Source organism: Variovorax glacialis (genome assembly GCF_051216375.1).
Classification (GTDB): Bacteria; Pseudomonadota; Gammaproteobacteria; order Burkholderiales; family Burkholderiaceae_C; genus Variovorax.
In genome coordinates this window covers 81737-105217 of the sequence record NZ_JBPJZT010000017.1, presented here as the reverse complement: position 1 = coordinate 105217, position 23481 = coordinate 81737, and the positions used below count along the sequence as shown (strand labels likewise).

17 protein-coding genes are annotated in these 23481 nt (G+C 67.5%); 3 read left to right on the top strand and 14 right to left on the bottom strand.

Translation table 11 applies throughout. The features are described 5' to 3' along the window. Positions 1–9: 9 nt before the first annotated feature. The 5 genes from ACSFBL_RS29785 to ACSFBL_RS29765 all read right to left on the bottom strand — a co-directional run bounded on the left by ACSFBL_RS29785 (position 10) and on the right by ACSFBL_RS29765 (position 6956). Positions 10–1215, bottom strand: coding sequence for a hybrid sensor histidine kinase/response regulator (locus tag ACSFBL_RS29785; protein ID WP_435519425.1), 1206 nt, complete (start codon positions 1213–1215; stop codon positions 10–12). After that, positions 1205–1807: a chemotaxis protein CheB gene (locus ACSFBL_RS29780; RefSeq protein WP_435519424.1), complete on the bottom strand. Its 603-nt coding sequence runs from the start codon at positions 1805–1807 to the stop codon at positions 1205–1207. The genes ACSFBL_RS29785 and ACSFBL_RS29780 overlap by 11 nt, the downstream gene beginning before the upstream one ends. After that, entirely contained in the window at positions 1804–2655 is an 852-nt protein-coding gene (locus ACSFBL_RS29775; RefSeq protein ID WP_435519423.1) for a CheR family methyltransferase, read from the bottom strand. Before ACSFBL_RS29775 ends, ACSFBL_RS29780 begins: the two co-directional genes overlap by 4 nt. After that, positions 2652–6125 carry a response regulator gene (locus tag ACSFBL_RS29770; protein WP_435519422.1) on the bottom strand — a complete coding sequence of 1158 codons (3474 nt, stop codon included), beginning with the start codon at positions 6123–6125 and terminating at the stop codon, positions 2652–2654. The genes ACSFBL_RS29775 and ACSFBL_RS29770 overlap by 4 nt, the downstream gene beginning before the upstream one ends. A gap of 153 nt (positions 6126–6278) precedes the next feature. Beyond that, complete coding sequence (locus ACSFBL_RS29765) at positions 6279–6956, bottom strand: response regulator transcription factor (protein WP_435519421.1); 678 nt, start codon at positions 6954–6956, stop codon at positions 6279–6281. Between the two features lie 167 nt (positions 6957–7123). Here ACSFBL_RS29765 and ACSFBL_RS29760 point away from each other — a divergent pair, with 167 nt between their 5' ends. Further along, entirely contained in the window at positions 7124–7957 is an 834-nt protein-coding gene (locus ACSFBL_RS29760; RefSeq protein ID WP_435519420.1) for an amidohydrolase family protein, read from the top strand. Positions 7958–8059: 102 nt separating this feature from the next. After that, positions 8060–8776 (top strand): outer membrane lipoprotein, encoded by a 717-nt coding sequence (locus ACSFBL_RS29755; protein ID WP_435519419.1) that lies wholly within the window; start codon positions 8060–8062, stop codon positions 8774–8776. Here ACSFBL_RS29755 and ACSFBL_RS29750 read toward each other — a convergent pair. The 4 genes from ACSFBL_RS29750 to ACSFBL_RS29735 all read right to left on the bottom strand — a co-directional run bounded on the left by ACSFBL_RS29750 (position 8736) and on the right by ACSFBL_RS29735 (position 13182). Beyond that, a complete protein-coding gene (locus tag ACSFBL_RS29750; protein WP_435519418.1) occupies positions 8736–9539 on the bottom strand; it encodes an alpha/beta fold hydrolase in 804 nt (267 codons plus the stop codon). The genes ACSFBL_RS29755 and ACSFBL_RS29750 overlap by 41 nt on opposite strands. Then, positions 9536–10564, bottom strand: coding sequence for a M14 family zinc carboxypeptidase (locus tag ACSFBL_RS29745; protein ID WP_435519417.1), 1029 nt, complete (start codon positions 10562–10564; stop codon positions 9536–9538). Before ACSFBL_RS29745 ends, ACSFBL_RS29750 begins: the two co-directional genes overlap by 4 nt. A 232-nt stretch (positions 10565–10796) precedes the next feature. After that, a complete protein-coding gene (katE, locus tag ACSFBL_RS29740) occupies positions 10797–12980 on the bottom strand; it encodes a catalase HPII (protein WP_435519416.1) in 2184 nt (727 codons plus the stop codon). 55 nt (positions 12981–13035) lie between these two features. Beyond that, on the bottom strand, positions 13036–13182 hold the full coding sequence (locus tag ACSFBL_RS29735; RefSeq protein WP_435519415.1) for a hypothetical protein: 147 nt from the start codon (positions 13180–13182) through the stop codon (positions 13036–13038). Between the two features lie 286 nt (positions 13183–13468). Here ACSFBL_RS29735 and ACSFBL_RS29730 point away from each other — a divergent pair, with 286 nt between their 5' ends. After that, positions 13469–14302 (top strand): transglutaminase-like domain-containing protein, encoded by an 834-nt coding sequence (locus ACSFBL_RS29730; RefSeq protein ID WP_435519414.1) that lies wholly within the window; start codon positions 13469–13471, stop codon positions 14300–14302. Between the two features lie 13 nt (positions 14303–14315). On the opposite strand, the gene ligD is transcribed toward ACSFBL_RS29730, so the two are convergent. From ligD to ACSFBL_RS29705, 5 genes are all read right to left on the bottom strand, one after another. Beyond that, positions 14316–16892, bottom strand: a complete 2577-nt coding sequence (gene ligD / locus ACSFBL_RS29725; protein WP_435519413.1) for a DNA ligase D — start codon at positions 16890–16892, stop codon at positions 14316–14318. Positions 16893–17007: 115 nt separating this feature from the next. Next, complete coding sequence (locus ACSFBL_RS29720) at positions 17008–18486, bottom strand: DUF1254 domain-containing protein (RefSeq protein WP_435519412.1); 1479 nt, start codon at positions 18484–18486, stop codon at positions 17008–17010. A 120-nt stretch (positions 18487–18606) separates the two neighbouring features. Continuing rightward, positions 18607–20652 carry a phenylacetic acid degradation bifunctional protein PaaZ gene (paaZ, locus tag ACSFBL_RS29715; protein ID WP_435519411.1) on the bottom strand — a complete coding sequence of 682 codons (2046 nt, stop codon included), beginning with the start codon at positions 20650–20652 and terminating at the stop codon, positions 18607–18609. Positions 20653–20671: 19 nt separating this feature from the next. Further along, a complete protein-coding gene (locus ACSFBL_RS29710) occupies positions 20672–21412 on the bottom strand; it encodes an ABC transporter ATP-binding protein (protein WP_435519410.1) in 741 nt (246 codons plus the stop codon). 133 nt (positions 21413–21545) lie between these two features. Further along, positions 21546–23372, bottom strand: a complete 1827-nt coding sequence (locus tag ACSFBL_RS29705) for a branched-chain amino acid ABC transporter ATP-binding protein/permease (RefSeq protein ID WP_435519409.1) — start codon at positions 23370–23372, stop codon at positions 21546–21548. Between the last annotated feature and the right edge of the window lie 109 nt (positions 23373–23481).

Here is a 23481-nt window from a genome sequence, read left to right as displayed (position 1 = left end):
GGGGCCTTGTCAGCATTCGGGCTGCGCGGCGTGCAGCGGCAAGGTCACGCGGAACTCGGCGCCCTCTCCCTGGGCGCTCTCCAGGCCGATCTCCCCGCCGTGCGAGCGCACGATCTCCCGGGTGATGTAAAGACCCAGCCCGAGTCCGGGCGCGTGCTTGCGGCTGTCGTCCGTTCGCTCGAACTGCTCGAAGACGCGCTCGTGGTCCTCGGCGGCGATGCCCATGCCGTGGTCGCGCACGGTCAGTTGCGCGCTGTCGCCGTCCCGGAACACCGTGACCGCGATGGGCTTGCCGCCGCCGTAGCGCAGCGCATTCGTCAGCAAGTTGGTCAGCACTTGCTCGATCCGGAACTCGTCCCACACGCCTTCCACCGGCGTGGGTGCGCTGAGTTCGACGACCGACCCTGCTGCCTCGGCCTGCTGCGCCAGATCCTCGACCACACCACGGGCGAGCGCCGAGAGATCCACCGGCTTGGGCCGGATCGACAGCGCGCCCCGCCGCATGCGCGTGACGTCGAGCATGTCGTCGATCAGGCGCACCATGTTCTGGATCTGGCGCTGGTCGCGCTCGATCATCGCGGGCAGTCGGTCCGGACCGAAGGGCGCCAGGTTGCCCTTCGAGAGATGCAGCTTGCGCACCTGGGTCTCGAGGAACAGCGTGTTCAGCGGCGTGCGCAGTTCGTGCGACACCATCGACATGAAATCGTCCCGCATGCGCACGGCGCGCTCAAGTTCGCGCTGGGCGCACTGCAACTGCTGCACGAGGGCCTCCTGCTGCCGGTTCGCCTCCGCCAGCGCGTCCATCTCGTGCCGAAGCGCCTTGCGGTGGCGATACAGATCGACGAAGACGCTGACCTTGCTGTTCACCGCGTGCGCATCCAGCGGCTTCTGGAGAAAGTCCACCGCGCCGCTCTCGTACCCCTTGAACGCGTAGTTCATCTCGCGGCCCGCTGCACTCACGAAGATGATCGGGATGTGGCGCGTGCGCTCGGTGCTGCGCATCATCTCGGCGAGTTCGAAGCCGTTCATGTTGGGCATCTGCACGTCGAGGATCGCCAGCGCGAACTCGTGCTCCAGCAGCAGCGAAAGCGCCTCCTCCGCCGAAGTGGCCTGAAACACCCGCCGCGCCGGGCCGCGAACCAGCGCCTCCAGCGCCAGCAGGTTGTCCGGCAGGTCGTCGACGATCAGCAACTTGCTTTCGACATCAATGGGCATGGGCGGAATCCAGTTGCAGGAGAAGCGCGCGGATGTCGCGCAGGGACAGCACGTGGTCGGGTGAGTGGGCGCCGATGGCGGCATTGGGCATGGTCGGTATTTCCGCCTCGTCCGGGTCCTGCACGATGGTCAACCCGCCGGCCTGGTGAATGCGCAGCAGGCCTTCGGCGCCATCCTCGTTGGCGCCGGTCAAGAGGACGCCTGCCAGCGCCGGGCCGTAGGCGTCGGCCGCGGAACTCATCAGCACGTCGATCGCCGGCCGCGAGAAAAGCACCGGCGGCTCGCAGCTCAGCGAGAAGTGGAAATCGCGTTCGATCGACAGGTGGTAGCCCGACGGCGCGAAGTAGAGCGTGCCGGCAGCGACCGGCGCCTTGTCCTCCGCCTCGAGCACGGGAAACGGCAGCCGATGCCCGAACACCTCGGCCAGCCGGCTGTCATGCCCCTCGGGAAGGTGGATGACCACCACGACCGGCAGCCGCCACTGCGCGGGCAGGCCGGCGAGCAGCGCGATCAGCGCATCGACGCCACCGGCGGATGCACCGATGACGACGGCACTCACCGGCCGCGCGCGAAGTCCAGGGGCGAGTTTCATGCTAATTTTCTAAAGACACGTTCGCCGCGCGACAGGACCTCGAATCGATCCGAGTAGCTCGAAAAATCGATGCTCTCCTTCGCGCCCAGCCCGAGAAAGCCGCGATGGCAGAGCGACTCGTGGAACAGGCCCAGCGCCCGGTCCTGCAGTTGCCGGTTGAAATAGATCAGCACGTTGCGGCACGACACCAGTTGCGTCTCCGCGAAGACCGCATCGGTCGCGAGGCTGTGGTCGGCAAAGATCACGTCGACGCACAGCGAAGGGTCGAAGCGCGCTGCGTCGTAGGCGGCGGTGTAGTAGTCCGAAAACGCCCGCAGGCCGCCCGCGCGTTGGTAGTTGGTCGTGTAGTTGCGGATCGCCTCCAGCGGAAAGATACCTTGCCGCGCCTTCTCCAGCGACGAGGGATTGATGTCGGTCGCATAGATCTGCGTGCGCTGCAGCAGGCCCTCCTCGCGCAGGAGGATCGCCAGCGAGAACACTTCCTCGCCGGTGCTGCAGCCGGCGACCCACACCTTCAGCGACGGATAGGTATGCAGCAGCGGCACGACCTGCCGGCGCAGTTCGAGAAAGTAGCCCGGGTCGCGGAACATCTCGCTCACCGGAATCGTGAGGTACTGCAGCAGCTGCGTGAAGAGTGCCGGATCGCGCAGCACCTTGTCCTGCAGCGCCGAGATGCTCGGCAAACCCAGTTGCGCCAGCGCGTACGTCACGCGGCGCTTCTGCGAGGCACCGGTGTAGTTGCGGAAGTCGTAGCTGTACTTGAGGTAGATGGCCTCCATCAGCAGGCGCAGCTCGATGTCCGTATCGCTCGGCGGATGCAACGGCGGAGGCGACGCGACGGGTTTCACAGCCGCTCCATCTTGGGCATCCACACCCGGAGCAGCGAGAACAGGCGGTCGAGGTCCACCGGTTTCGCGAGGTAGTCATTGGCACCGGCCGCCAGGCACTGCTCCTGGTCGTCCTTCATGGCCTTTGCAGTGACCGCGATCACCGGCAGCTTCGCGAAGCGCGGGTCCTGGCGAAGCCGACGGGTGGCCTCCAGGCCATCCATCTCCGGCATCATCACATCCATCAGCACGAGGTCGATGTCGCGCACCTGGTCGAGCTTCTCGAGCGCCTCGCGCCCGTTGCGGCCGATCTCCACGGTGGCGCCCCGCTGCTCCAGCGCGCTCGTGAGCGCGAAGATGTTGCGCACGTCGTCGTCCACCAGCAGGATGCGCCGGCCTTCGAAGACGCGGTCGCGTCCTCGTGCCGTCTTCAGCATGGTCCGGCGCTCGCTCGACAGGTCGGCCTCGACCTTGTGCAGGAACAGCGTGACCTCGTCGAGCAGCCGCTCGGGCGAGCGCGCGCCCTTGATGATGATCGAGCGCGAATAGCGCAGCAGCTCGGCTTCCTCGTCGCGCGTCAGGTTGCGGCCGGTGTAGACGATGACGGGCGGGAACGAGACGATCTCCTCCATGGCCATCCGCTTGAGCAGCTCGCTGCCCTGCATGTCGGGCAGGCGCAGGTCGGTGATCATGCAATCGAAGACCCGCGTGCGCAGCAACGCCAGCGCCTCTTCGCCCGACTCGACCGCGGTGATGACCACGTCGTCGTCGCCGATCAGCCTTACCACGCTGTCGCGCTGCAGCGCATCGTCCTCCACCAGCAGCACGGCCTTCAGCTTCTGCGTGAGCTTGTCCTCGAACTTGCGGAACACCTCCATCAGCTGGTCGCGCGACGTGGGCTTGAGCGCATAGCCGATCGCTCCCATGTGCAGCGCGGCTTCGGAGCTGTCCTGCGCGGAGACGATGTGGACCGGGATGTGACGCGTCTGCGGGTCGTCCTTCAGCCGCTGGAGCACGCCGAGGCCCGGGCTGTCGGGCAGGCGCATGTCGAGCAGGATCGCATCCGGCAGGAACTGCGTCGCCAGGCTGAAGCCGTCGGCCGCGCCATGCGCGACCAGGCAGCGGTAGCCGAGCTCGTGCGCCAGGTCGTAGAGGATGTGGGCGAACTGCGGCTCGTCCTCGATCACCAGCACCCGACGGGCCTGGTCCCGCGGCAGAGCGCGATCGTCGGAAAACTGCGGCGCCGGGACGTCCTGCGCAACCGGTGCGGGCGGAGCCGACACCATTGCGGCGCGGGCCTGCGGCGGAGGCGGCGCCGGCTTCGGGTCCACCGGGGGCGCGATGGCCTGCGGCGATTGCGCGGGCAGTTCGAGCGTGAAGGTGCTGCCGGCGCCCGGCTGGCTGCTGACGCTCAACGTGCCGCCGAGCAGCCGGGTCAGGTCGCGCGAGATCGACAGGCCCAGGCCCGTGCCGCCATAGCGGCGGCTGGTCGTCCCGTCGGCCTGGCGGAAGGCTTCGAAGATCACTTCCTGCTGGCCTTCGGCGATGCCGATGCCCGTGTCGGTGACCGCGAAGGCCGCGCCGCCGCCGGGCGCGCCGGACACGGTCAGTGCCACTTCCCCGTGGTCGGTGAACTTGAGCGCGTTCGACAGCAGGTTCTTCAGGATCTGCTCCACGCGCTGCCGGTCGGTGACCAGCGTGGCCGGCGCATCCGGACGGACGTCGAGCCGGAACTTCAGCCCCTTCTGCCCGGCCTGCTGCGTGAAGCTCATCTCCAGCCCGGCGGCCAGCTTCGCCGGCGCGACCTCCTCGGCCACCACTTCCAGCTTGCCGGCCTCGACCTTGGCGATGTCGAGGATGTCGTTGATCAGCACCAGCAGGTCGTTGCCCGAGGCGTAGATCGATTCGGCGAACTTCACCTGCTCTCCGCTCAGGTTGCCCTGGGGGTTGTCGCCCAGCAGCTTCGCCAGGATGAGGGCACTGTTGAGCGGCGTGCGCAGCTCGTGCGACATGTTCGCGAGGAATTCGGACTTGTAGCGGCTCGCGCGCTGGAGCTCGTCGGCGCGCTCCTCGAGATCGTGCTGGGCGCGGCGCAGCGCCGCATTGCGCAGGTCCAGCGCCTCGGTGCGCTCGGACAGCTGGCTGTTCGTCTGCTCCAGCTCGGCCTGCTGGTTTTCGAGCGTCGCCTGGGAAACGCGCAGTGCGCGGGACTGTTCCTCCAGTTCCTCGTTCGCGGTGCGCAGTTCTTCCTGCTGCACCTGGAGCTCTTCGTTGAGCTGCTGGGTCTCGGCCAGCGCGTCCTGCAACTGCTCGCGATAGCGCACCGCGGCGATGGAGCTGCCGATGTTGCCCGCGACCAGGTCGAGCAGCAGGTTCGCCTCCTCCGCCGGCGCCTGAAGCAGGCCGAGTTCGACCACGCCATTGACGATGCCGTCGTTGGCCACGGGCAGCAGCAACGACGCCGACGGCGCCATCTCCCCGAGCCCGGAATTGACCTTGAGGTAGTCGGCACTGACAGGCTCGATGAGCATGCGCCGCTTCTCCGCGGCCGCCTGGCCGACGAGGCTCTCGGTCGGCGAGAAGACCTGCGACGAAGCCTCCGCTTCGCTCGAAAAGCCATAGCTCGCCACGCGGCGCAACGCACCATGGCGCTCGCGAACGTACAGCGCGCCGACCGGGCTGCCGATGCGGCGCGAGAAGAAGGCCAGCACCTTGCGCCCCATCTCCTGCGCACTGAGTTCGCCCACCAGTTCGGCGGTCAGTTCGGTCTGCGCCCCGCGTAGCCAGGCTTGCCGCTGCAGCGTCGCGGCGTGGGTCGCCTGCTCGGCGAGCACGGCGTCATAGCTCTCGGAAAGGCGCACGAGTTGGCGCCGCCCGAAATAGGCGAGCAGGCCGGTGGTGATGAGCGTGAAGAGAACGAACAAAGCGACGATCGCCATGCTCGTGCGATTGGCTTCGTTGTTGCGCTCGAAACGCAGGCTCTGCTCGGTGTTGTTGAAAGCGGTGTACTCGGTGCGCATCTCGTCGGTCAGCCGCTTGCCCCGGCCAAGGCGAACCGATTGCTGGTAGTCGCCCCCGCTGCGGCGCGCGTCGATCATCTCCCGTGCGAACTGGTTCCAGGCATCCTGCAGCGACGCGATGCGGTCCACCCGCTCCACCTGCGCCTGGTTGTCGGACACGAGCGTCTTGAGGGCGCCGAGGTCGTTCTTGATCCGGGGCAACGCACTTTCATACGGCTCCAGGAAGGTCTCGTCGCCCGTGATCAGGAAGCCTCGCATCCCGGTCTCGAGATCGATGCTGCGCCGCTGGACGTCGCTCGCGGCGCGCGTGACGCGGTCGGTGTGTTCCACCCAGCCGATCACCGACAAGAGGTACACGATGAGTGCGACGAAGACCACGGCGCCGAAGATGCCGCCTGCGAGCGGCAGCTTTAGGTTTCGGCTGAGCAGGCGCTCGAAGTCCTGCGGATCGATCGCGGAGGGTTGGTTCATGAAGCGGTCAGAAAGGGCAAAACCCTGCGAGCGTGCCAGACCCGGGGCCCGCACCCTGTCGGATAAGGCCGCAAACGGCGGCGCTCGTCGGGTTGGCCCGGGGTCGCCGCGTCTGCTTCTACGCCGTGACCGTCCCGTTTCCAGGCCGGCGACTCAGGTGCCGTTCATCGCTGAGTCGTCGGGCGGGCCGACATTCAGTTCGCTGAATGCGCGCACCAGATCCGGCAACGACCGCGCGCCCATCTTGTCCATCGCGTTCGCGCGGTGCAGCTTCACCGTCCGCTCGGCGGTGCCGAGGGCCACGCCGATTTCCTTGTTGTAGGCACCCGCGACGACCATGGCCGCGACCTGCCGCTCACGGGGCGTGAGCGTCGCGTAGCGCGCCTTCAGCGCTGCGATCTGCCTGAGGGTCCGGCGACGGGCGAGATGGTGGGCCAGGGCGTTTCTCACCGCGCCGACGAGCGTCTCCCGGTCGACCGGCTTGAGGAAGAAATCCGCCGCCCCCGCCTTCATGGCGCGCAAGGTGTCGTGCGCGCTGGCCCTGGCGGTGAGGACGATGACGGGCAGTGGTTCGACGCTGCGTGTGACGACATCCTGCAGGTCGAGCCAGTCAGGGCCTGGCATGTGGAGATCGAGGATCAGGCAGCCGGGCTCGTCGCCGATGCCTTCGCGCAGAAGCTCGCTGACGGAGCCGTAGTCACGCACCCGATGGCCGGCCGTCATCAACTGGTCGCAAACCGCGCGTCGGAACGCACAGTCATCGTCGACCACACGCACCACCAGACTGTCTGCATCTTCCTGGCCGGAAGCTCCATCCTCGGAAAGTGTCATGTTCGATTCGCTGGATCCCGCGGCCCCGTTGCCGCCATCTGCATCATACGAACCCGTGGGCCGCCCCTCCTAGACCCATGGCCGATTGCGTGTCTCCTGGGGGTCATGGTAGGTACCGTTCGCCGGGAGTACGCTTGCGCCGACACGCCACGACTTCCCCGACACCCATGACGCGCATCTTCGAAGAACCCAAAATCGATTGCCACAACCACATCTTCGATCCCGCCCGGTTTCCGTACGCGGCCGACACGCACTACCGCCCGATCGGCCAGGAATCGGGATCGGCCGACCTTTTCATGGCGGTGACGGAAGCCTACGGTGTGCACCACGCCCTGCTGGTGGGCCCCAATTCCGGCTACGGCACCGACAACCGCTGCATGCTCGATGCCATCGCCCGCAGCAAGGGCCGGTTCAAGGGCATCGCGGTCGTGGACAACGACATCGCACTCGATGCGCTGGCGGCGTTGAAGGCGCAGGGCATCGTCGGCGTCGCGTTCAATCCTTCCTTCCTCGGCGTCGACTACTACCTGGGAGCCCGCGAGTTGCTGCGGAAACTGGTCGAGCTCGATCTGCTGCTGCAGGTGCAGGTCGAGAAGGACCAGCTTCCCAGCCTGCATCCATTGCTCTCCGGTTCCGATGTCGGCCTGCTGATCGACCATTGCGGCAAGCCGCAGCCCGATGCGGGCCTTCATCAACCGGGCTTCCAGGCACTGCTCGAACTGGGGCGCACCGGGCGCGCATTCGTCAAGCTGTCCGGCCTTGCGAAGTTCTCGCAGCGGCCTCATCCGCACGAAGACGTCTGGCCCTTCGTGCGCGCGCTCGTCGATGCGTTCTCGCTCGATCGCTGTGTCTGGGGTTCCGACTGGCCCTATCTCCGCGCCACGGAGCGCATCGACTACGGCTTGCAGCTGGCGCTCGTCGAGCAACTCTTTCCCGGCGCGCACGATCGCCGGAAGCTGTTGTGGGACACGCCTCGACGCCTTGTCGCGTGGGATGCCTGAGCCGCTTGTAGGACTGCGGCGCATTGACAGCGCCTGCTCGACGGCGATGCTGTTCCCTGAACCCCGCGCTTTCGTGCAGCGGGGATGTAAAGGGGACCCTCTATGAACTCGACTTCGCTCGACCGCCCGCCGGTCGAACCCATGCCGACACACTCGTCGCCCAAGGTGCTGTGGACGGCCATTGGCGCGCTCGCGGTGGCCGTGGCCGCGCTCGGCGGCGTGCTGCTGCATCAGCAAGGCCGCAACAGCACGCCCGAGCCCGCTGCGATCGCCGCGGCGCCCGTGAGGCAGGCACCCGCGCCGGATGACTTCAAGACGCCTCCGCCTGCGCAGGCCGTCCCTGCTCCGCCGCCCGTGAGCAGCGCGGCGGCTCCCACGACGCCGCTGCCGCCACCGGTCCGGGCACCTGAAACGCTGCCGAACGTCGCGCAGGCAGGCCCGGCACCGGCTCCGGGTCCCGCGCCGGCACCTGCGCGCGTGTGCTCGGTCTGCGGCCACGTGGAATCGGTCCGCACCGTGCAGCACCAGGTGCCCACGACGGGCGTCGGCGCGGTCGCCGGCGGCGTCGTCGGCGGCGTGGTCGGCAATCAGATCGGTCATGGCAACGGACGCACCGCGGCGACATTGCTCGGCGCGGTCGGCGGCGGCTTCGCGGGCAACGAGATCGAAAAGCGCACGCACACGGTGACGGCCTACGAGGTGAGCGTGCGCATGCAGGACGGCTCGTTGCGCACGGTCCAAACCAGCACCGCCCCGCCGATCGGCAAGCCAGTCACGCTCAAGGGAACGGTGCTGCGTCCGGCGGATGGCCGGAAGTGATGGGTCTGCGCGAGGCCGAACCGGCCCACCGCGCGACCTGCCGGGCGACCCACGCACCATCGTCGAGCGGCAGGTCATGGCCGGCCGTCGGGTGTTCGAGGATGGCCGTCCTCCATTGCCGGGCGAGTCGACGCGAGCACTGCGCGTTCACGAGTTCGTCGCACCGACTCGACAACACCAGCAGGGGCACGGGCGGCGCGACGGCCGGCGCGCGATAACGCGCGGCCGCCAGCAGTTGCCGTAACGCGTTGATGCCCGAGACCGGACGCGCCTCGCGCAAGGCCGTCCATTCGTCGATCACCCGCGCATCGTCCTGCACGTGTCGGCTCGTCAGCCGCAGGATCGTCTGCTCGCGTCGGCGGCTCGTGCCGAGGCCGGCCGCGACGCCGAGAAGCGCCGCGTAGTTGGCAGGGCGCAGGCGCCGATACCACGGACTGAAGGGACGCAGGCTGGTGTTGATCAGGACGCAGCCCGAGAGCTCCTCGGGGTAGCCATGCGCCCACTCCACCGCCACCATCGCACCGAGCGACATCGCGAGCAGGTGGAAGGGCGGCGAGTGACCATCCACCGCGAGTTGCAGCCTGCAGCTTTCCATCGTCGCCTCGATGCGCGTGGGGCTCTGTGCATGGTTCAGCTGTCCGTTGCCGGGCAGGTCGAGCGTGAGGATGCGCGCACCGGGCATGCGCGCGCGCAGCAGGTCCGGAAAGGCACCCCAGTGTCCGCTCTCGCGCGTGAGCCCGCGCAGGAGAACCCATGTGCTCATCGGGCCGTACCTCCGTACCAGCGCGCCAGCGCCTGCTGTCGATGCCGATCCCTCTCGGCCCCCTTCGGAACCCAGCGCTCATGGCTGCACGCGGCGCGCGTGATGACGTCCAGCCATGCGACATGGCGCCGCAGCACCCGCTGCTGCCGGTGCGCGATCATCGGATTGAAGATGCCATGGCGCGAGAAGATCTGTCGCGGGTTCTTCTTTACCCAGAGCCACGAGCCCATCTCCAGCGTGAGCGGCAGGAAGACCGAGCCGGGCTTGGTGTCGCAGGCACGCAGGTAGAGGTGATCCCACAGGTCGCCATGCGCCATGTACTGGCGGCTCTGCGGCTCCAGCACATAGCGATGGTGCAGCAGCGACCCGTCGACGATGTCGCAGAAGGCATGCATCTCGGGCAGGTGGTCAATGGGACGCGAGGTGTGCGCGAAGGGAAACCAGATCCGATCGGTGAGCCCGAAGCCGGAGTGGCAATCCACCGCGATGCTGAAGGGCCGTGCGGTCAGCTCCGCCTCGACCAATTCGCACAGCGCCGCGCTTTCGCTCTCCATCGGTGCGCCCTGCGCGCCGCGATACCAGGGCAGCGCCGCGCTGATGCGCTGGCCGCCGATGAGATAGGGCACGCGCTCGGTGGAATCCACCGGCGCGTTGCGCATGAGATCGACACCGTTCGGATTGGCGCGCGTGCCGCGCCACAGCCCGCCCGGGTTGACGAGCGGCATGAAGACGAGGCGCACTGTCTCCAGCAGGCGGTGCAGCGTGTCGTCCCACTGCAGGCGCATGACGAGACTGCGCAGGTAGGCGATCGTCACTTCGGCACCGATGCGCTCGAGGCCATGCACCCCGCCGAAGAAGCCGACGGCCGGCGCGAGCGGGCTCGCGCTGCCCAGGATGAAAGTCTCCACCGGAAAGCGCCGCTCGCCGGTCGTCACCTCGCACAGCACGCGCCGCGACATGTGGACGCCGGCGAGTTCGGAGAGCCTCTGCAGCTCGACCAATTCGGGCAGATCGGAGGGGGTCACACGGGTCTGGAAGGACGGGGGAGTGACGGCAGGATAGCCGCATCCGGTGCCATCAAGCCGTCACACATGCGCGCTACGGTGGGAGACCATGCCTCGCATCTCCCCACACCTGCCCAGTCACCCGTTCAGGGGCGTCGGAATCGCCTTGCTGTGGGGCGCGATCGAGCTGGTTGCGCTCGCGCGCTCCCGCTGGACCTCGCGCCCGAACGGTCGCTGACGGCCGTGCCGGCGACTACGCCGGCACGCCTTCCACATTGGCACGGTCCCAGTGCCGATGCTTCGCGATCGCCGCGATGAAGTCCTGCGCGATCTTCACCGCCGCCGTGTCGTCGCCAAGATTCGTCACCGGCGTTGGGGCCACCACGACGCCGGCCGGGGCGGCTTTCGCATCCGTTCCGATGCCGAGCGACGCGAGCAAGCGCACGCCGTCGCCCACCGTGCAGATCGCCTTGCAGTGCTTGTAGGCCTCCAGCACGAAGTGGACCGCATCGCCGTTGCGCGCCATGGCCTCGACACCTTGCGCGCCGGCGGGCACGAGCACCGCATCGAACATCACTGACGGCATGTTGACGAAGGTTGCATCGACGTCGAGCTGGCGCTTCGATGCGCTCGCAATCGTGCCCAGCCGCGGGCCGACCACCTTGCATTGCGCCCCGGCCTGCTCGATGGCCTCGCGGATGGGCTTGAGCGATGCGGAATCGACGCCGTCGGCGACCAGGATCGCGACCTTGCGCGTCTTGATCGAGCCGTCGCCAGTGTCGAGCATGCTGAGTGCGCGCGACTCGTCGATCGGCATCGTGAAGCGATGGTCCCGGTAGCCCGCACGGCCGGCCGCGGCCTTCGCGTCGGGCGGATTGATGCCCAGGGGCTCGGCCACGCGGCGCGCGAGCTTCTCGTCGACGTGCGCGAGGTTGTCCACCATGCGCTGGCGCACGCCCGGCGCCTCGACCTTCGACAGTTCGAAGCGGAAGGCCGCGATGATGTGTTCCTTCTCCGCGGCACTCTGGCTGTTGAAGAACAGCCGGGCCTGCGTGAAGTGGTCGTCGAAGGACGGGCTGCGCCGCCGCACCTTGGGCGATTCCAGCACTTCGGGAAATGACTGGAAGCCGCCGCTCGCGCCGTCGATCCTGTACTCCTTGCCGTCGATCAGCGAATGGGGCTCATACGCGACCTGGCCGCGCGCGATGGTCTGGCGATGCATGCCGTCGCGCTGGAAGTTGTGGAAGGGGCACACGGCCTTGTTGATGGGCAACTCGTGGAAGTTCGCACCGCCGAGGCGTGAGATCTGCGTGTCGGTGTACGAGAACAGGCGCCCCTGCAGCAGCGGGTCGGCCGTGAAGTCGATGCCCGGCACCACATGGCCCGGATGGAAGGCCACCTGCTCCGTCTCGGCGAAGAAGTTGTCCGGGTTGCGGTTGAGCACCATGCGGCCGATGCGCTGCACCGGCACCATTTCTTCGGGGATGAGCTTGGTGGGGTCCAGCAGGTCGAAGCCGAAGGCGTGCTCCTTGTCCTGCGGAATCATCTGCACGCCGAGTTCCCATTCGGGGAAATTGCCCTTGTCGATGGCTTCCCACAGGTCGCGGCGGTGGAAATCGGCGTCCTTGCCCGCGATCTTCTGCGCCTCGTCCCAGGCCAGGCCGTGGATGCCGAGCTTGGGCTTCCAGTGGAACTTCACGAAATGGCTCTCGCCACGCGAGTTGACGAAGCGGAAGGTGTGGACGCCGAAGCCCTCCATCATGCGCAGGCTGCGCGGAATCGCGCGGTCCGACATGGCCCACATCAGCATGTGCGTGGTCTCGGGCATCAGCGAGGCGAAGTCCCAGAAGGTGTCGTGCGCGCTCGCGGCCTGCGGCATCTCGTTGTGCGGCTCCGGCTTCACGGCGTGGATCAGGTCCGGGAACTTCATCGCGTCCTGGATGAAGAACACTGGGATGTTGTTGCCCACCAGGTCGTAGTTGCCCTGCTGCGTGTAGAACTTGACGGCGAAGCCACGCACGTCGCGCACCGTGTCGGCCGAACCGCGCGAACCGGCGACGGTCGAAAAGCGCACGAAAACGGGCGTCTTCACCGCCGGGTCCTGCAGGAACTCCGCGCAGGTGAACTGCGACATCGACTTGTAGACCTCGAAATAGCCGTGCGCCGCCGATCCCCTGGCGTGCACTGCCCGTTCGGGAATGCGCTCGTGGTCGAAGTGCGTGATCTTCTCGCGAAGGATGAAGTCCTCGAGCAGCGTCGGCCCGCGCACGCCGGCCCGGAGTGAATTGTGGTTGTCCGGTATCTGCAGACCCTGGTTGGTCGTGAGCTGCGCGGTGTTGTCGGCGGTGAAGGTGGCGAGCTGCTCCTGCTTGGCATTGCTGCCGTCGGCGCCCTTTGCCGGGCGACGTCCGGCGGCCGCCCTGTTCTGTTGCGTCATCAGGGAATCCTTCTGTTTCAGTCGAGAGGCGGCGCGTCGTGGCGCCGCGAGAGAGTCAGCCCGCTTCCGTTTCGAACAGCATGTTCAGTGCATTCGCCACGGCCACCACGGCAACGACGGCGGCTGCCGACGCGACGGCCCAGATGAGGAACTCGTCGATCCAGGATTCACCGAACAGGCCAAACAACGCGGAAAGATCCATGGTTCGCTCCAGGCGTGCGGGTTGTGGGAGGGGTCGGCTGCGGACCGATTGCCAAGCTTAGGTGGCGTCGGCAGCCGTGCCCGTAGTGGCGCCACGCTCCGGCGTGTGGGAACGGACAGGCGAGCGCGGTAGGACCACGCTGACGATGGAGGGCGTTGAAATTGGACTACGCGGCTTCGGGGATTCGTCGACGTCCGGCGCGGCCGCGCGTGGCTAGGATGAATTGCAATACGCGGGCACCAAACATGCTTGATCTCCCCTTCACCTCCCTCAACGTCAGCGAACCATGCTCATCAAAATCGGTTTCGACATCGAACTCGGCGTCACGGCGCCCACGGCGCTGATCTACATGCTGCGCGTACATCCTTCGCGCGCAGCGGACATTCAGTCGGGGGAGAACCTCACCATCAGCCCGCCGCTGCGCACTGATCACTACACCGACGCCTTCAATAACCATTGCGCGCGCGTGGAAGTGCCTTTTGGCGTGAACAGGGTGCACTTGAAGAACGAAGCCGTGGTGTTCGACACCGGTTGGCCCGATCCCGTCGTGCCGACCGCCTTCGAGCATCCGCCGGCCAACCTGCCCGTCGAAACCCTCCAGTTCCTGTTGCCGAGCCGTTACTGCGAAGTCGATAGCGAGCTGTTGCAGTTCGCGTGGGCGCGGTTCGGCGGCGTTCCGCACGGATGGCAGCGCGTTCAGGCGATCTGCGATTTCGTGCACGGACATCTTCGCTTCGACTACCAGTGCGCGAACGCGACCCGCACGGCGCTGGGCGCCTACCGCGAGCGCGTCGGCGTCTGCCGCGATTTCACGCACCTCGCGATCACCCTCTGCCGCTGCATGAACATCCCCGCGCGCTACGTGACGGGCTATCTCGGCGACATCGGCATCGCGCCGGTGCCCTATCCGATGGATTTCAGTGCATGGTTCGAGGTCTACCTGGGCGACCGGTGGCACACCTTCGATGCACGCCACAACGTGCCGCGCATCGGCCGCGTGCTGATTGCGCGCGGGCGCGATGCGGCCGACGTGCCGATCACGATGGTGTTCGGCGTCAACACGCTTGAGAAGTTCGAAGTCACGACCGACGAGGTGCTGCCGGTTCCGGTGGCCGCCTGAGGCCGAAGCGCCATCAAGGCGCCTTGTAGCCCAGCATCTTCATCGCCGCGCCGATCGACTTGCGGCTCTTTTCCATCTCGGCCCACGGCTGATTGCCCGTGGCCACGCGCTCGCCGACGTTCCGGATGGTCCATTGCGACGCACTCGTCAACGCCGGAAGCTCATCCCACGCAAGCGGCACCGACACGCCCAGGCCAGGCCGCGAACGCGCGGACCAGGCGCTGACCGTGGTCGCGCCGAAGCCGTTGCGCAGGTAGTCGACGAAGATCTTGCCGACGCGATTGCGCGGGCCGCTGTTGGCGACGAAGCGATCGGGAATGGTGTCTGCCAGGTGCTGCACGACGGCCTGCGAGAAGCCCTTCACCGTGTCCCAGTCGAAATGGCGGCGGATCGGCACCACCACGTGGACGCCCTTGCCGCCGCTGGTCTTGAGGAATGCAGGCAGCCCGAGTTCGGTGAGAAGCGTCTGCACCAGCATGGCCGCTTCCTGCATGCGCTCCCACGGCACCCCTTCCCCTGGGTCGAGATCGAAGGTCATGCGGTCGGGCTTCCCGATGGCGTTCGACGTCGCGTTCCAGGTGTGGAGCTCGATCACGTTCATCTGGGCCGCCGACAGCAAGCCCTTGGCGGAGTCGATCTGCAGCAGCGGTTCATGCCCCGGGTCCAGCGCCGGATCGAGCAGCTTCACGCCCGGGAGCTCGTCCAGCTTCAGGTGCTTCTGGAAGAACAGTTCGCCGCCCACGCCGTCCGGCGCGCGCACCAGCGACACGGGCCGGCCCTTGAGGTGCGGCAGGATCAATGCGGCCACCTGCTCGTAGTAGGCGGCGAGCTCGCCCTTGGTGGCGCCGCTCTGCGCGTCGATCACACGGTCGGCGTTGGTGATGCGTTGCTTCATGGGCTTGGTGCTTTCTTTGTCGGCCGCGCTCGAGGGCTTCGGGTCTGGCGACTTCGCGGTCTCGCGTCGGATCTGGCGCGCCGGCTTGTCGGCACGCAGTCCCTGGAAGACCGAATGACGGATGCGCCCTTCGCGCGTCCACTCGCCGAAGGCCACTTCGCAGACCAGCGCGGGCTTGACCCACTGCGCCCTGACGCCGGCGGGACGGGTCGCGAACGGGCACTTGTCCGCTAGCTGCTTGTCCAGCTTCGCCTTCACGTCCGCCAATCGGGTGCCATCGAAACCGGTGCCGACGTTGCCGCAGTACTGCAGCGCCCCCTCCTCGTCGTAGACGCCCAGCAGCAGCGAGCCGAAACCCGCGCGCGAGCCCTTGGGGGCGGTGTACCCGCCAATCACGAATTCCTGCCGCTGCTGGTTCTTGAGCTTGATCCAGTTGGGAGAGCGGCGCGACACATAAACGGAACCTTTCAGCTTGCCGATGATGCCTTCGAAACCCAGACGCGCCGAGGATGCGAGCAGGTCGCGCGGCGAGGCATCGAACGCTTCGCTGAGGCGCAGCAGGGCGGGCGGCTTCTTGCCGAGCAACCGGGCGAGTTGCGCTCGACGTGCCTCGACCGGCACGTCACGCAGATCGCGACCGTCGAGAAAGGGCGCATCGAACAGCCAGTAGACGATGGACGCGGTGGCGCCGCTGTCGAAGGCGTTCTGCAGCGCCTGGAAGTCGGGCGCGCCCTTCTGGCCTTCGACCACGATCTCGCCGTCGAGCCAAGCCGAGCGCGTGGGCAGCTTCGCGAGCGCCTGCGCGAGCTTGGGCAGCTTCGAGGTCCAGTCGTGGCCATTGCGCGTGATGCACTGCACCTTGTCGCCATCGATGCGCGTCAGCAGCCGATAGCCGTCGAACTTGAGTTCGTAGAGCCAGTCGTCCGGCGCGGCCGGCGGCGCGGATGCGAGCGTCGCGAGTTGCGGTGAGAGCGAAGCGGGCAATGCAGCCTTGCGGCCGAGCGCGTCGGGGCCTTTGGCGGCGGCCTTGCTGCTCGCCTTCCTGCTTGCGCTCTTGCTCGCAGCGGATGTCTCGGCTTTCCCGGGTGCGGGCTCCCGACCGTAGCTGACGTTCGGGGGATCGTCGACATCCCGACCGCTCAGCACGCTGTCGGGCAGCGCCTCGACGACGTCGTAATCCGCGAGCGGTCGCGCTTCGTCGTCCTTTTCCTTGATCAGCAGCCAGGGCGCCTGCTTCTCGCCCTTGCCGCGCATGCGCACCAGCGTCCACCGGCCGCGCAGCTTGTCGCCGCGCAATTCGAACTTGAGCTTGCCTTCCGACAGGCCCGCGCGGGCATCGCCTTCCGCGGCCCACTCGCCGCGATCCCACACAATGACGTTGCCGCCGCCGTATTGCCCGGCCGGGATCGTGCCTTCGAAATTCGCGTACGAAATCGGATGGTCCTCAACATGCACGGCCATGCGCTTGACGGTCGGATCGAGGCAGGGCCCCTTCGGCACAGCCCAGCTCTTGAGCGTGCCGTCGAGCTCCAGTCGGAAGTCGTAATGCAGGTGGCTCGCATGGTGCTTCTGCACGACGAAGGAGAGCGCGCCCTTGGCGCCCGACTTGCCGCCCGTGCGGGGTTCGGGCGTCTTCTCGAAGTCGCGCTTCAGGTGATAAGGCGCCAGCGCCTCGCTTGCACTCGGCTTGTTCACGGCGCGGGGGTCTCGGATGCGAGCATTGCATGGGTCTCCAGGCCGGCACCGTAGGTCGCGCCGCCGCGCACCGGTGTAGGAAGCCGGCGGCGCCGTGCGTCAGGTCCGGACGCGGCTACTTCGACGTTGCCACCACCCCTGGCGGCTTCCACGTGCCTTCGCCCGGCGGCAGGATCGACGGCGGCTTCGTCTTGGGCCAGTACAGGCGCATCACCAGGTAGATCGGGCCATCGGGCGCGGGCAGCCAGTTGCTCTCCCTCGCCTTGCCCGGCGACTTTTTCTGGATGTAGAGCGTGAGCGATCCGTCGGGATTCTTCTTCATTCCGGGCAGCATCGGTGAATTGATCAGATAGCGGTTGATCGGATTCCTGATCAGCAGCTGGGTCTTGCCGTCGTACATCGTGACCGACCAGAACGCATCCACCGGCGGCAATCGCCCGGCCGGGAAAGTGAGCGTGTAGTTGTGCTTGCTGCCATCCAGCGTCTCGCCGGCCGCCGTGGTGCGGGTCAGCGGATAGGTGGCCTCCACCGCATCGTTGCCGTAGATGCCGCCCTTGGCCGCGGCGGCGCGCAGCAGCCAGTTGCCCTTGTAGAAGTTGCGGTCGCCGAAGGCGGAGCCGACCTTCCAGCCGTCGACGTTCTTCGTTCCACCGGCAAGGAACTTGTCCACTTTCTCGTCGCCTTCCTTCATGCCGAGACCGACGGCGGCCTTGTGCTCGAGCGACAGGTCCCTGAACTCGAAGGTCTTCCCGGGCCCGATGCCGATGCGCGCGATCCGGGCCCGCACGGCCGCGTCCTCGGGCGTTTGCGGCACGTACAGGAGCGCGGCGTCGAGATACTCGAAAAAGTTCTCCTTGATCCCTGCCGTGGTGGCCGGAAGGAACTTGAGCGTCGCAGCGGCCGGCGGCGACGGCTGCTTCAGGAAGGACGACAACGGTTGCGCCTTGTAGCCCGACTGCACCTTCACCACGTTGGGCATGTCCTTCGGGTTGAAGAGCTGGGTCCGGAAGATCGTTGCCGAAAACGGCGTGGTCGAGAAGAAGACCTTGCCGATGCCCGGCGGCGTCGGCCCCTTCCAATCCGGACCGGCCACCATGTAGCTGCCCGGGTCGTTGCCCGTGGCGCGGCTGCCGATGTAGCCGAAGTTGTAGGTATTGCCGTCGACAAGCTGCACCGAGTAATAGCGCCGCTTGTCGACCGCGGGCACCGTGATCACCATCGGCTCCGCGCGCAGGTCCATCCACAGGATCGAATAGGGCGTGTCGCTGTTGGGGGTGACGATGGCGGTGTCCTGGTAGGTGAAGACGCGCGCCTCGTTGTTGATCTGGTTGAACGGCGCCTTGAACTGCGGCCCGCCCTTGTCCACCGCGTACTCGTTCATGACCGCATAGTTCATCACCAGCGGCAGGCCGTAGATGAAGGCCTCCTCGGCGATCGCCTTGGTCTCCGCAATGCTCGGGGCGGCGACGCCCTTGGCGGCACCGGCCCTTTCAGCCTGGGACACTGGATCGTTCTTGCTCGCGCAACCCGCGAGCGCCGTCGCGGCAACGAAGACGGCCATCCAATGGCGGGACGACTGGGTGAACGGGGTCATGCGCGATCCTTGCACGGCAGGCTGGGCAGGGGATTTGATCCCAGCCCCCTGCGCATTGCAAGGCATCGGCCGGCCGGAGGCGCCAGACCTTTGGCCAGTAGACGGATCCGGCGCGCTGTGTCAGCCGCGCTTGGCCACCAGCGTCAGGATGTCGTAGCTCGCGACCAGATCGCCGTCCTGGTTGGTCACTTCCACGTCCCACGCGACCACGCCCTGGCCGACGCCGTTGGCGTCCTTCTTCTGGCGGTCGATCTTGCGCTTGCAAGTGAGGCGCGCGCGGATCGTGTCGCCGATGCCGACCGGCTTGACGAAGCGCAGCGTGTCGAGCCCGTAGTTGGCCAGCACCGGTCCGGGCGCCGGCGAGACGAACAGGCCGGCCGCCGCGGACAGCACGAAGTAGCCGTGCGCGATGCGCTTGCCGAAGGGGCTCTCCTTCGCCGCGACCTCGTCGAAGTGCATGTAGAAGTAGTCGCCGGAGATGCCGCCGAAGGCAACGATGTCGGCCTCGCCCACCGTGCGGCGATGCGTCAGCAGCGAATCGCCGATGGCCAGGTCTTCGAAGTGCTTGCGGAAGGGATGCACTTCCGACTCGTTGACCTTGGCGCCGCGCATGTACTCGCCGGTGACGGCCGCGAGCATGGTGGGCGAGCCCTGCACCGCCGCGCGCTGCAGGTAGTGCTTGACCGCGCGCAGGCCGCCCAGCTCCTCGCCGCCGCCCGCGCGGCCGGGGCCGCCGTGCTTGAGGAACGGCAGCGGCGAGCCATGGCCCGTCGATTCGACCGCGGCCTCGCGGTCCAGCACGAGCAGGCGGCCGTGGTACGCCGCAGCCACCGGAATGGCCCTGGCGGCCGTTGCGGGGTCCTTGGTGACCAGCGTGCCGACGAGGCTGCCGCGGCCCCGCGCAGCCAGCGCCAGCGCATCGTCCAGGCCGTCATAGGCCATCAGCGTGCTGACGGGGCCGAAGGCTTCCACGTCATGCACCGCGTCGTGACGCAGCGGATCGCGCGACAGCAGCAGCGTCGGCGAGAAGAACGCGCCTTCGGCCACGCCCTCGCCCTGCGGCGAGAAGCCGTCGCGCGCGCCATAGACCAGTTCCGCGCCCTCCATCAGCATGCGGACGCGCTCGGCCACGTCGGACTGCTGCGCGTGCGATGCCAGCGCGCCCATGCGCACGTCCTCGCGCGACGGGTCGCCCACGACCGTCTTCGCGAGCCGCGCCCGCAGCTTCTCGGCGACCGCATCCAGATGCTGGCGCGGCACGATGACGCGGCGGATCGCGGTGCACTTCTGGCCCGACTTGACCGTCATCTCGCGCGCCACTTCCTTGACGAAGAGATCGAACTCCTCGTCGTCGGGCGACACGTCGGGCGCGAGGATCGCGCAGTTCAGCGAATCGGCCTCGGCGTTGAAGGGGATCGACTGGCGGACGATGTTCGGATGCACGCGCAGCTTGGCCGCGGTGTCCGCCGAGCCGGTGAAGGTCACGACATCGGCGCCGTCGAGGCGGTCGAGCAGATCGCCGGTGCTGCCGATCACCAGTTGCAGGCTGCCCTCCGGCAACAGGCCGGAACGGTGCATCAGGCGCACCAGCGCTTCCGTCAGGAAACTGGTCGACGTCGCCGGCTTGCCGATGCAGGGCATGCCGGCAAGGAAGCTGGGCGCCCATTTCTCCAGCAGGCCCCACACCGGGAAATTGAAGGCATTGATGTGCACCGCCACGCCATGGCGCGGCACGAGGATGTGCGTGCCGGCGAAGCCGCCCTTCTTGCCGAGCGGCATCGCGGGGCCCTCGTGCACGAGGTTGCCGGAAGGCAGTTCGCCGGCACCGATGCCGGCGTAGGCCGCCAGGGTGCCCGCGCCGCCCTCGATGTCGATCCAGCTGTCGGCCCGCGTCGCGCCGGTATGGGCCGAGATGGCGTACAGCGCTTCCTTGTGCTCGGCCAGGTACTTCGCGAGCGCGCGAAGCCGCTGGGCGCGCTGCTGGAAATCCATGGCCAGCAGATTCGGCAGGCCGACGCTGCGCGCGTGATGGAGCGCCTCGCCGAAGTCGATCGACTCGGCATGCGTGCTGGCGACCGGGCGGCCGTTGACGGCACTGCGGAGCACCTGCGCGCCCTGCTCGCCGAGCCAGCGGCCGCCGATGAAGCTTTGAAGGATCTGGGTCATGGAAATCTCCGAAGGTTGTTCAGGCCGCGACGGCGTTCTTGTTGCCGAGGCCGAGGTAGGTATCGATGATCCGGCGGTCGTGCAGCAGCGCCTGCGCCTCGCCCGTGAGTGCGACGGCGCCGGTCTCCAGCACATAGCCGCGATCGGCGACCTGCAGGGCGGCGCGCGCGTTCTGCTCGACCAGCAGCACGGAGACGCCGTGCGAGCGCAGCGACGACACCACGTGCAGGACTTCGCGAACGATCAGCGGGGCGAGCCCGAGCGAGGGTTCGTCCAGCATCAGCAGGCGCGGACGGGCCATGAGCGCGCGTCCGATGGCCAGCATCTGCCGCTCGCCGCCGGACAGCGTGCTCGCCAGCTGCGCGCGGCGTTCCTTGAGGCGCGGGAAGATCGCGAAGACCTCGTCCATGCGCTCGCGCTGGTCGCGCTTGCCGGTGCGCCAGCGGTAGAAGCCGCCGAGCAGCAGGTTGTCCTCTACGGGCATCTCGCCGAAGAGCTCGCGGCGCTCGGGCACCAGTGCGACGCCGCGCGCCACCATCGCCTCGACGCTGGGCCGCGCGATGCGCTCGCCGGCGAGCGTGAGGCTGCCGGTAGAAGGCAGGAGGCCCATCGCCGCGCACAACAGCGTCGTCTTGCCCGCGCCATTGGGGCCGATGACGGTGACGATCTCGCCCTCGTCCACGCGCAGCGCGATACCGTGCACGGCTTCGACGGCGCCGTACGAGACGCTGAAATCCTGAAGTTCGAAAAGTGGATTCATGTCAGTTCAACCGTGAGTCGCACCGCTCGCACGCGCGAGCATCCGCGGAACCGGCTCTGCCGGGCCGCCGGTGCGCCCTTGGAGAGGGGGGCAGAGCCACACGAAGTGGGCGAGGCTGGGGGTGAGTTCCATGCTATGCGGCCATCGCGATAGGTTCGTCGCTGCCGCCGAGATAGGCATCCAGCACACGGGGGTTGCATTGCACTTGTTGGGGTGTTCCTTCGGCGATGACGGCGCCGAACTCCAGCACCGTGATGCGGTCGGCAAGGTTCATGACGAACTCCATGTCGTGCTCGACGACCAGGATGCCCAGGCCCTCGGCGCGCAGTTGCGACAGCAGCGTCGCGAGCGCCTGCTTCTCCAGATGGCGCAGGCCGGCGGCAGGCTCGTCGAGCAACAGTGCGGCGGGCTGCCCCGCCAGCGCGCGTGCGATCTCCACCACGCGTTGCTGCCCCAGCGCCAGCGATGCCGCCGGCGCGTCGGCATGCTCGGCCAGGCCGCAGCGCTCGATCTGCCGGCGCGCCTCGGCGAGCAGCGCGGCTTCCTCAGCGCGGTCGAGCCGCAGCATCGCCGACAGCCAGCCGCGATGTCCGCGACGATGCGCGCCCAGCGCCACGTTCTCCAGCACACTGCGCGTGCCGAGCAGGCGCACGTGCTGGAAGGTGCGTCCCAGGCCACGTGCAGCGTAGTCGCGCGAGGGCTTGCCGTTCATCGACTCGCCCATCAGGCGCACTTCGCCCTCGGTCGGATCGTCGACGCCGGAGATCATGTTGAAGAAGGTGCTCTTGCCAGCGCCGTTCGGGCCGATCAACGCATGCACCTCGCCGGCCTTCAGCGTCATCGCGACCGCGTTGTTCGCGACGAGGCCGCCGAAGCGCTTGGTGACCTTGTCGGCTTCGAGCAGCATTTCGCCCGCGGCGGGCAGCGTCCGGCTCGCGAGGGGCGCCATCGCCTTGGCGGGTGGTGCGGGGTCCGGCTTCAGGAAGCGGTCCGACACACGCGCCAGCGTCGGCCACAGGCCTTCGGCGAAACGCTGCAGCACGAAGAGCATCAGCAGGCCGAACACGATCACCTCGAAATTGCCGCTCGCGCCCAGCAGCTTCGGCAGGATGTCCTGCAACTGCTCCTTGACCAGCGTGATGAGCGTCGCGCCGAGCACGGCGCCCCACAGGTGGCCTGCACCGCCCACCACCGCCATGAAGAGGTACTCGATGCCGATGTTGAGGTTGAAGGGCGTCGGGTTCACGAAGCGCTGCATGTGCGCGTAGAGCCAGCCCGACAACGCGGCCAGCAGCGCGGCCAGCACGAACACCTTCACGCGGTAGCGCGCGGTGTCGACGCCCATCGACTCGGCCATCACACGGCCGGACTTCAGTGCGCGGATGGCGCGGCCTTCACGCGAATCCAGCAGGTTATGCAGCGCCCACAGCGCCAGCAGCAGCGCCGCCCAGATCAGCGGGCCCAGCGCGCGCGGCGAGGCAAGTGAGAAGCCGGCGATCGTGAGCGCCGGCAGCCCGGTGATGCCGGTCTGCCCGCCGAGGAATTCCAGGTTGCCGAACAGGAAGTAGAGGCTCAATCCCCAGGCGATCGTGCACAACGGCAGGTAATGGCCGGAGAGCTTGAGGGTGATCGCACCGAGCCCCCATGCAACGAGGAACGTGACGACAAGGCCCAGCACCAGTCCGACCCATGGCAGCAGGCCCGGAGGGACCACGCCACCCAGCGCTGCAGCCGCCGCCGGCGAGGTGCAGACCCAAGCCGTTGCATAGGCACCGATGGCGACGAAGGCGGCCTGTCCGAAGGACGTCATGCCGCCGACGCCGGTGAGCATGACCAGCCCTGCCGCGACCATCGAATAGAGGCCGATGTAGCTGAACATCGTGACCGTGAACTCGGGCAGCCAGGCCCAGCTGAGCGCCAGTGCCGCGACGAAGAGCAAGGTGAGATGGCGCCTTGTCATGCCATTGACTCCAGGATGCAACGGGTAAGACCAGGAACACCGCGGAACCGGCTCTGCCGGCCCGCCGGTGTTGCCCCCGGAGAGGGGGTTTGCGGCCACACGCAGTGGG

Coding starts and splice junctions, on each gene's coding strand:
- ACSFBL_RS29730 (WP_435519414.1), top strand. CDS start 13,469: ATGCTCATCAAAATCGGTTTCGACATCGAACTCGGCGTCACGGCGCCC.
- ACSFBL_RS29710 (WP_435519410.1), bottom strand. CDS start 21,412: ATGAATCCACTTTTCGAACTTCAGGATTTCAGCGTCTCGTACGGCGCC.
- katE (WP_435519416.1), bottom strand. CDS start 12,980: ATGACGCAACAGAACAGGGCGGCCGCCGGACGTCGCCCGGCAAAGGGC.
- ACSFBL_RS29760 (WP_435519420.1), top strand. CDS start 7,124: ATGACGCGCATCTTCGAAGAACCCAAAATCGATTGCCACAACCACATC.
- ACSFBL_RS29720 (WP_435519412.1), bottom strand. CDS start 18,486: ATGACCCCGTTCACCCAGTCGTCCCGCCATTGGATGGCCGTCTTCGTT.
- ACSFBL_RS29735 (WP_435519415.1), bottom strand. CDS start 13,182: ATGGATCTTTCCGCGTTGTTTGGCCTGTTCGGTGAATCCTGGATCGAC.
- ACSFBL_RS29750 (WP_435519418.1), bottom strand. CDS start 9,539: ATGAGCACATGGGTTCTCCTGCGCGGGCTCACGCGCGAGAGCGGACAC.
- ACSFBL_RS29780 (WP_435519424.1), bottom strand. CDS start 1,807: ATGAAACTCGCCCCTGGACTTCGCGCGCGGCCGGTGAGTGCCGTCGTC.
- ACSFBL_RS29755 (WP_435519419.1), top strand. CDS start 8,060: ATGAACTCGACTTCGCTCGACCGCCCGCCGGTCGAACCCATGCCGACA.
- ACSFBL_RS29785 (WP_435519425.1), bottom strand. CDS start 1,215: ATGCCCATTGATGTCGAAAGCAAGTTGCTGATCGTCGACGACCTGCCG.
- ACSFBL_RS29765 (WP_435519421.1), bottom strand. CDS start 6,956: ATGACACTTTCCGAGGATGGAGCTTCCGGCCAGGAAGATGCAGACAGT.
- paaZ (WP_435519411.1), bottom strand. CDS start 20,652: ATGACCCAGATCCTTCAAAGCTTCATCGGCGGCCGCTGGCTCGGCGAG.
- ACSFBL_RS29770 (WP_435519422.1), bottom strand. CDS start 6,125: ATGAACCAACCCTCCGCGATCGATCCGCAGGACTTCGAGCGCCTGCTC.
- ACSFBL_RS29705 (WP_435519409.1), bottom strand. CDS start 23,372: ATGACAAGGCGCCATCTCACCTTGCTCTTCGTCGCGGCACTGGCGCTC.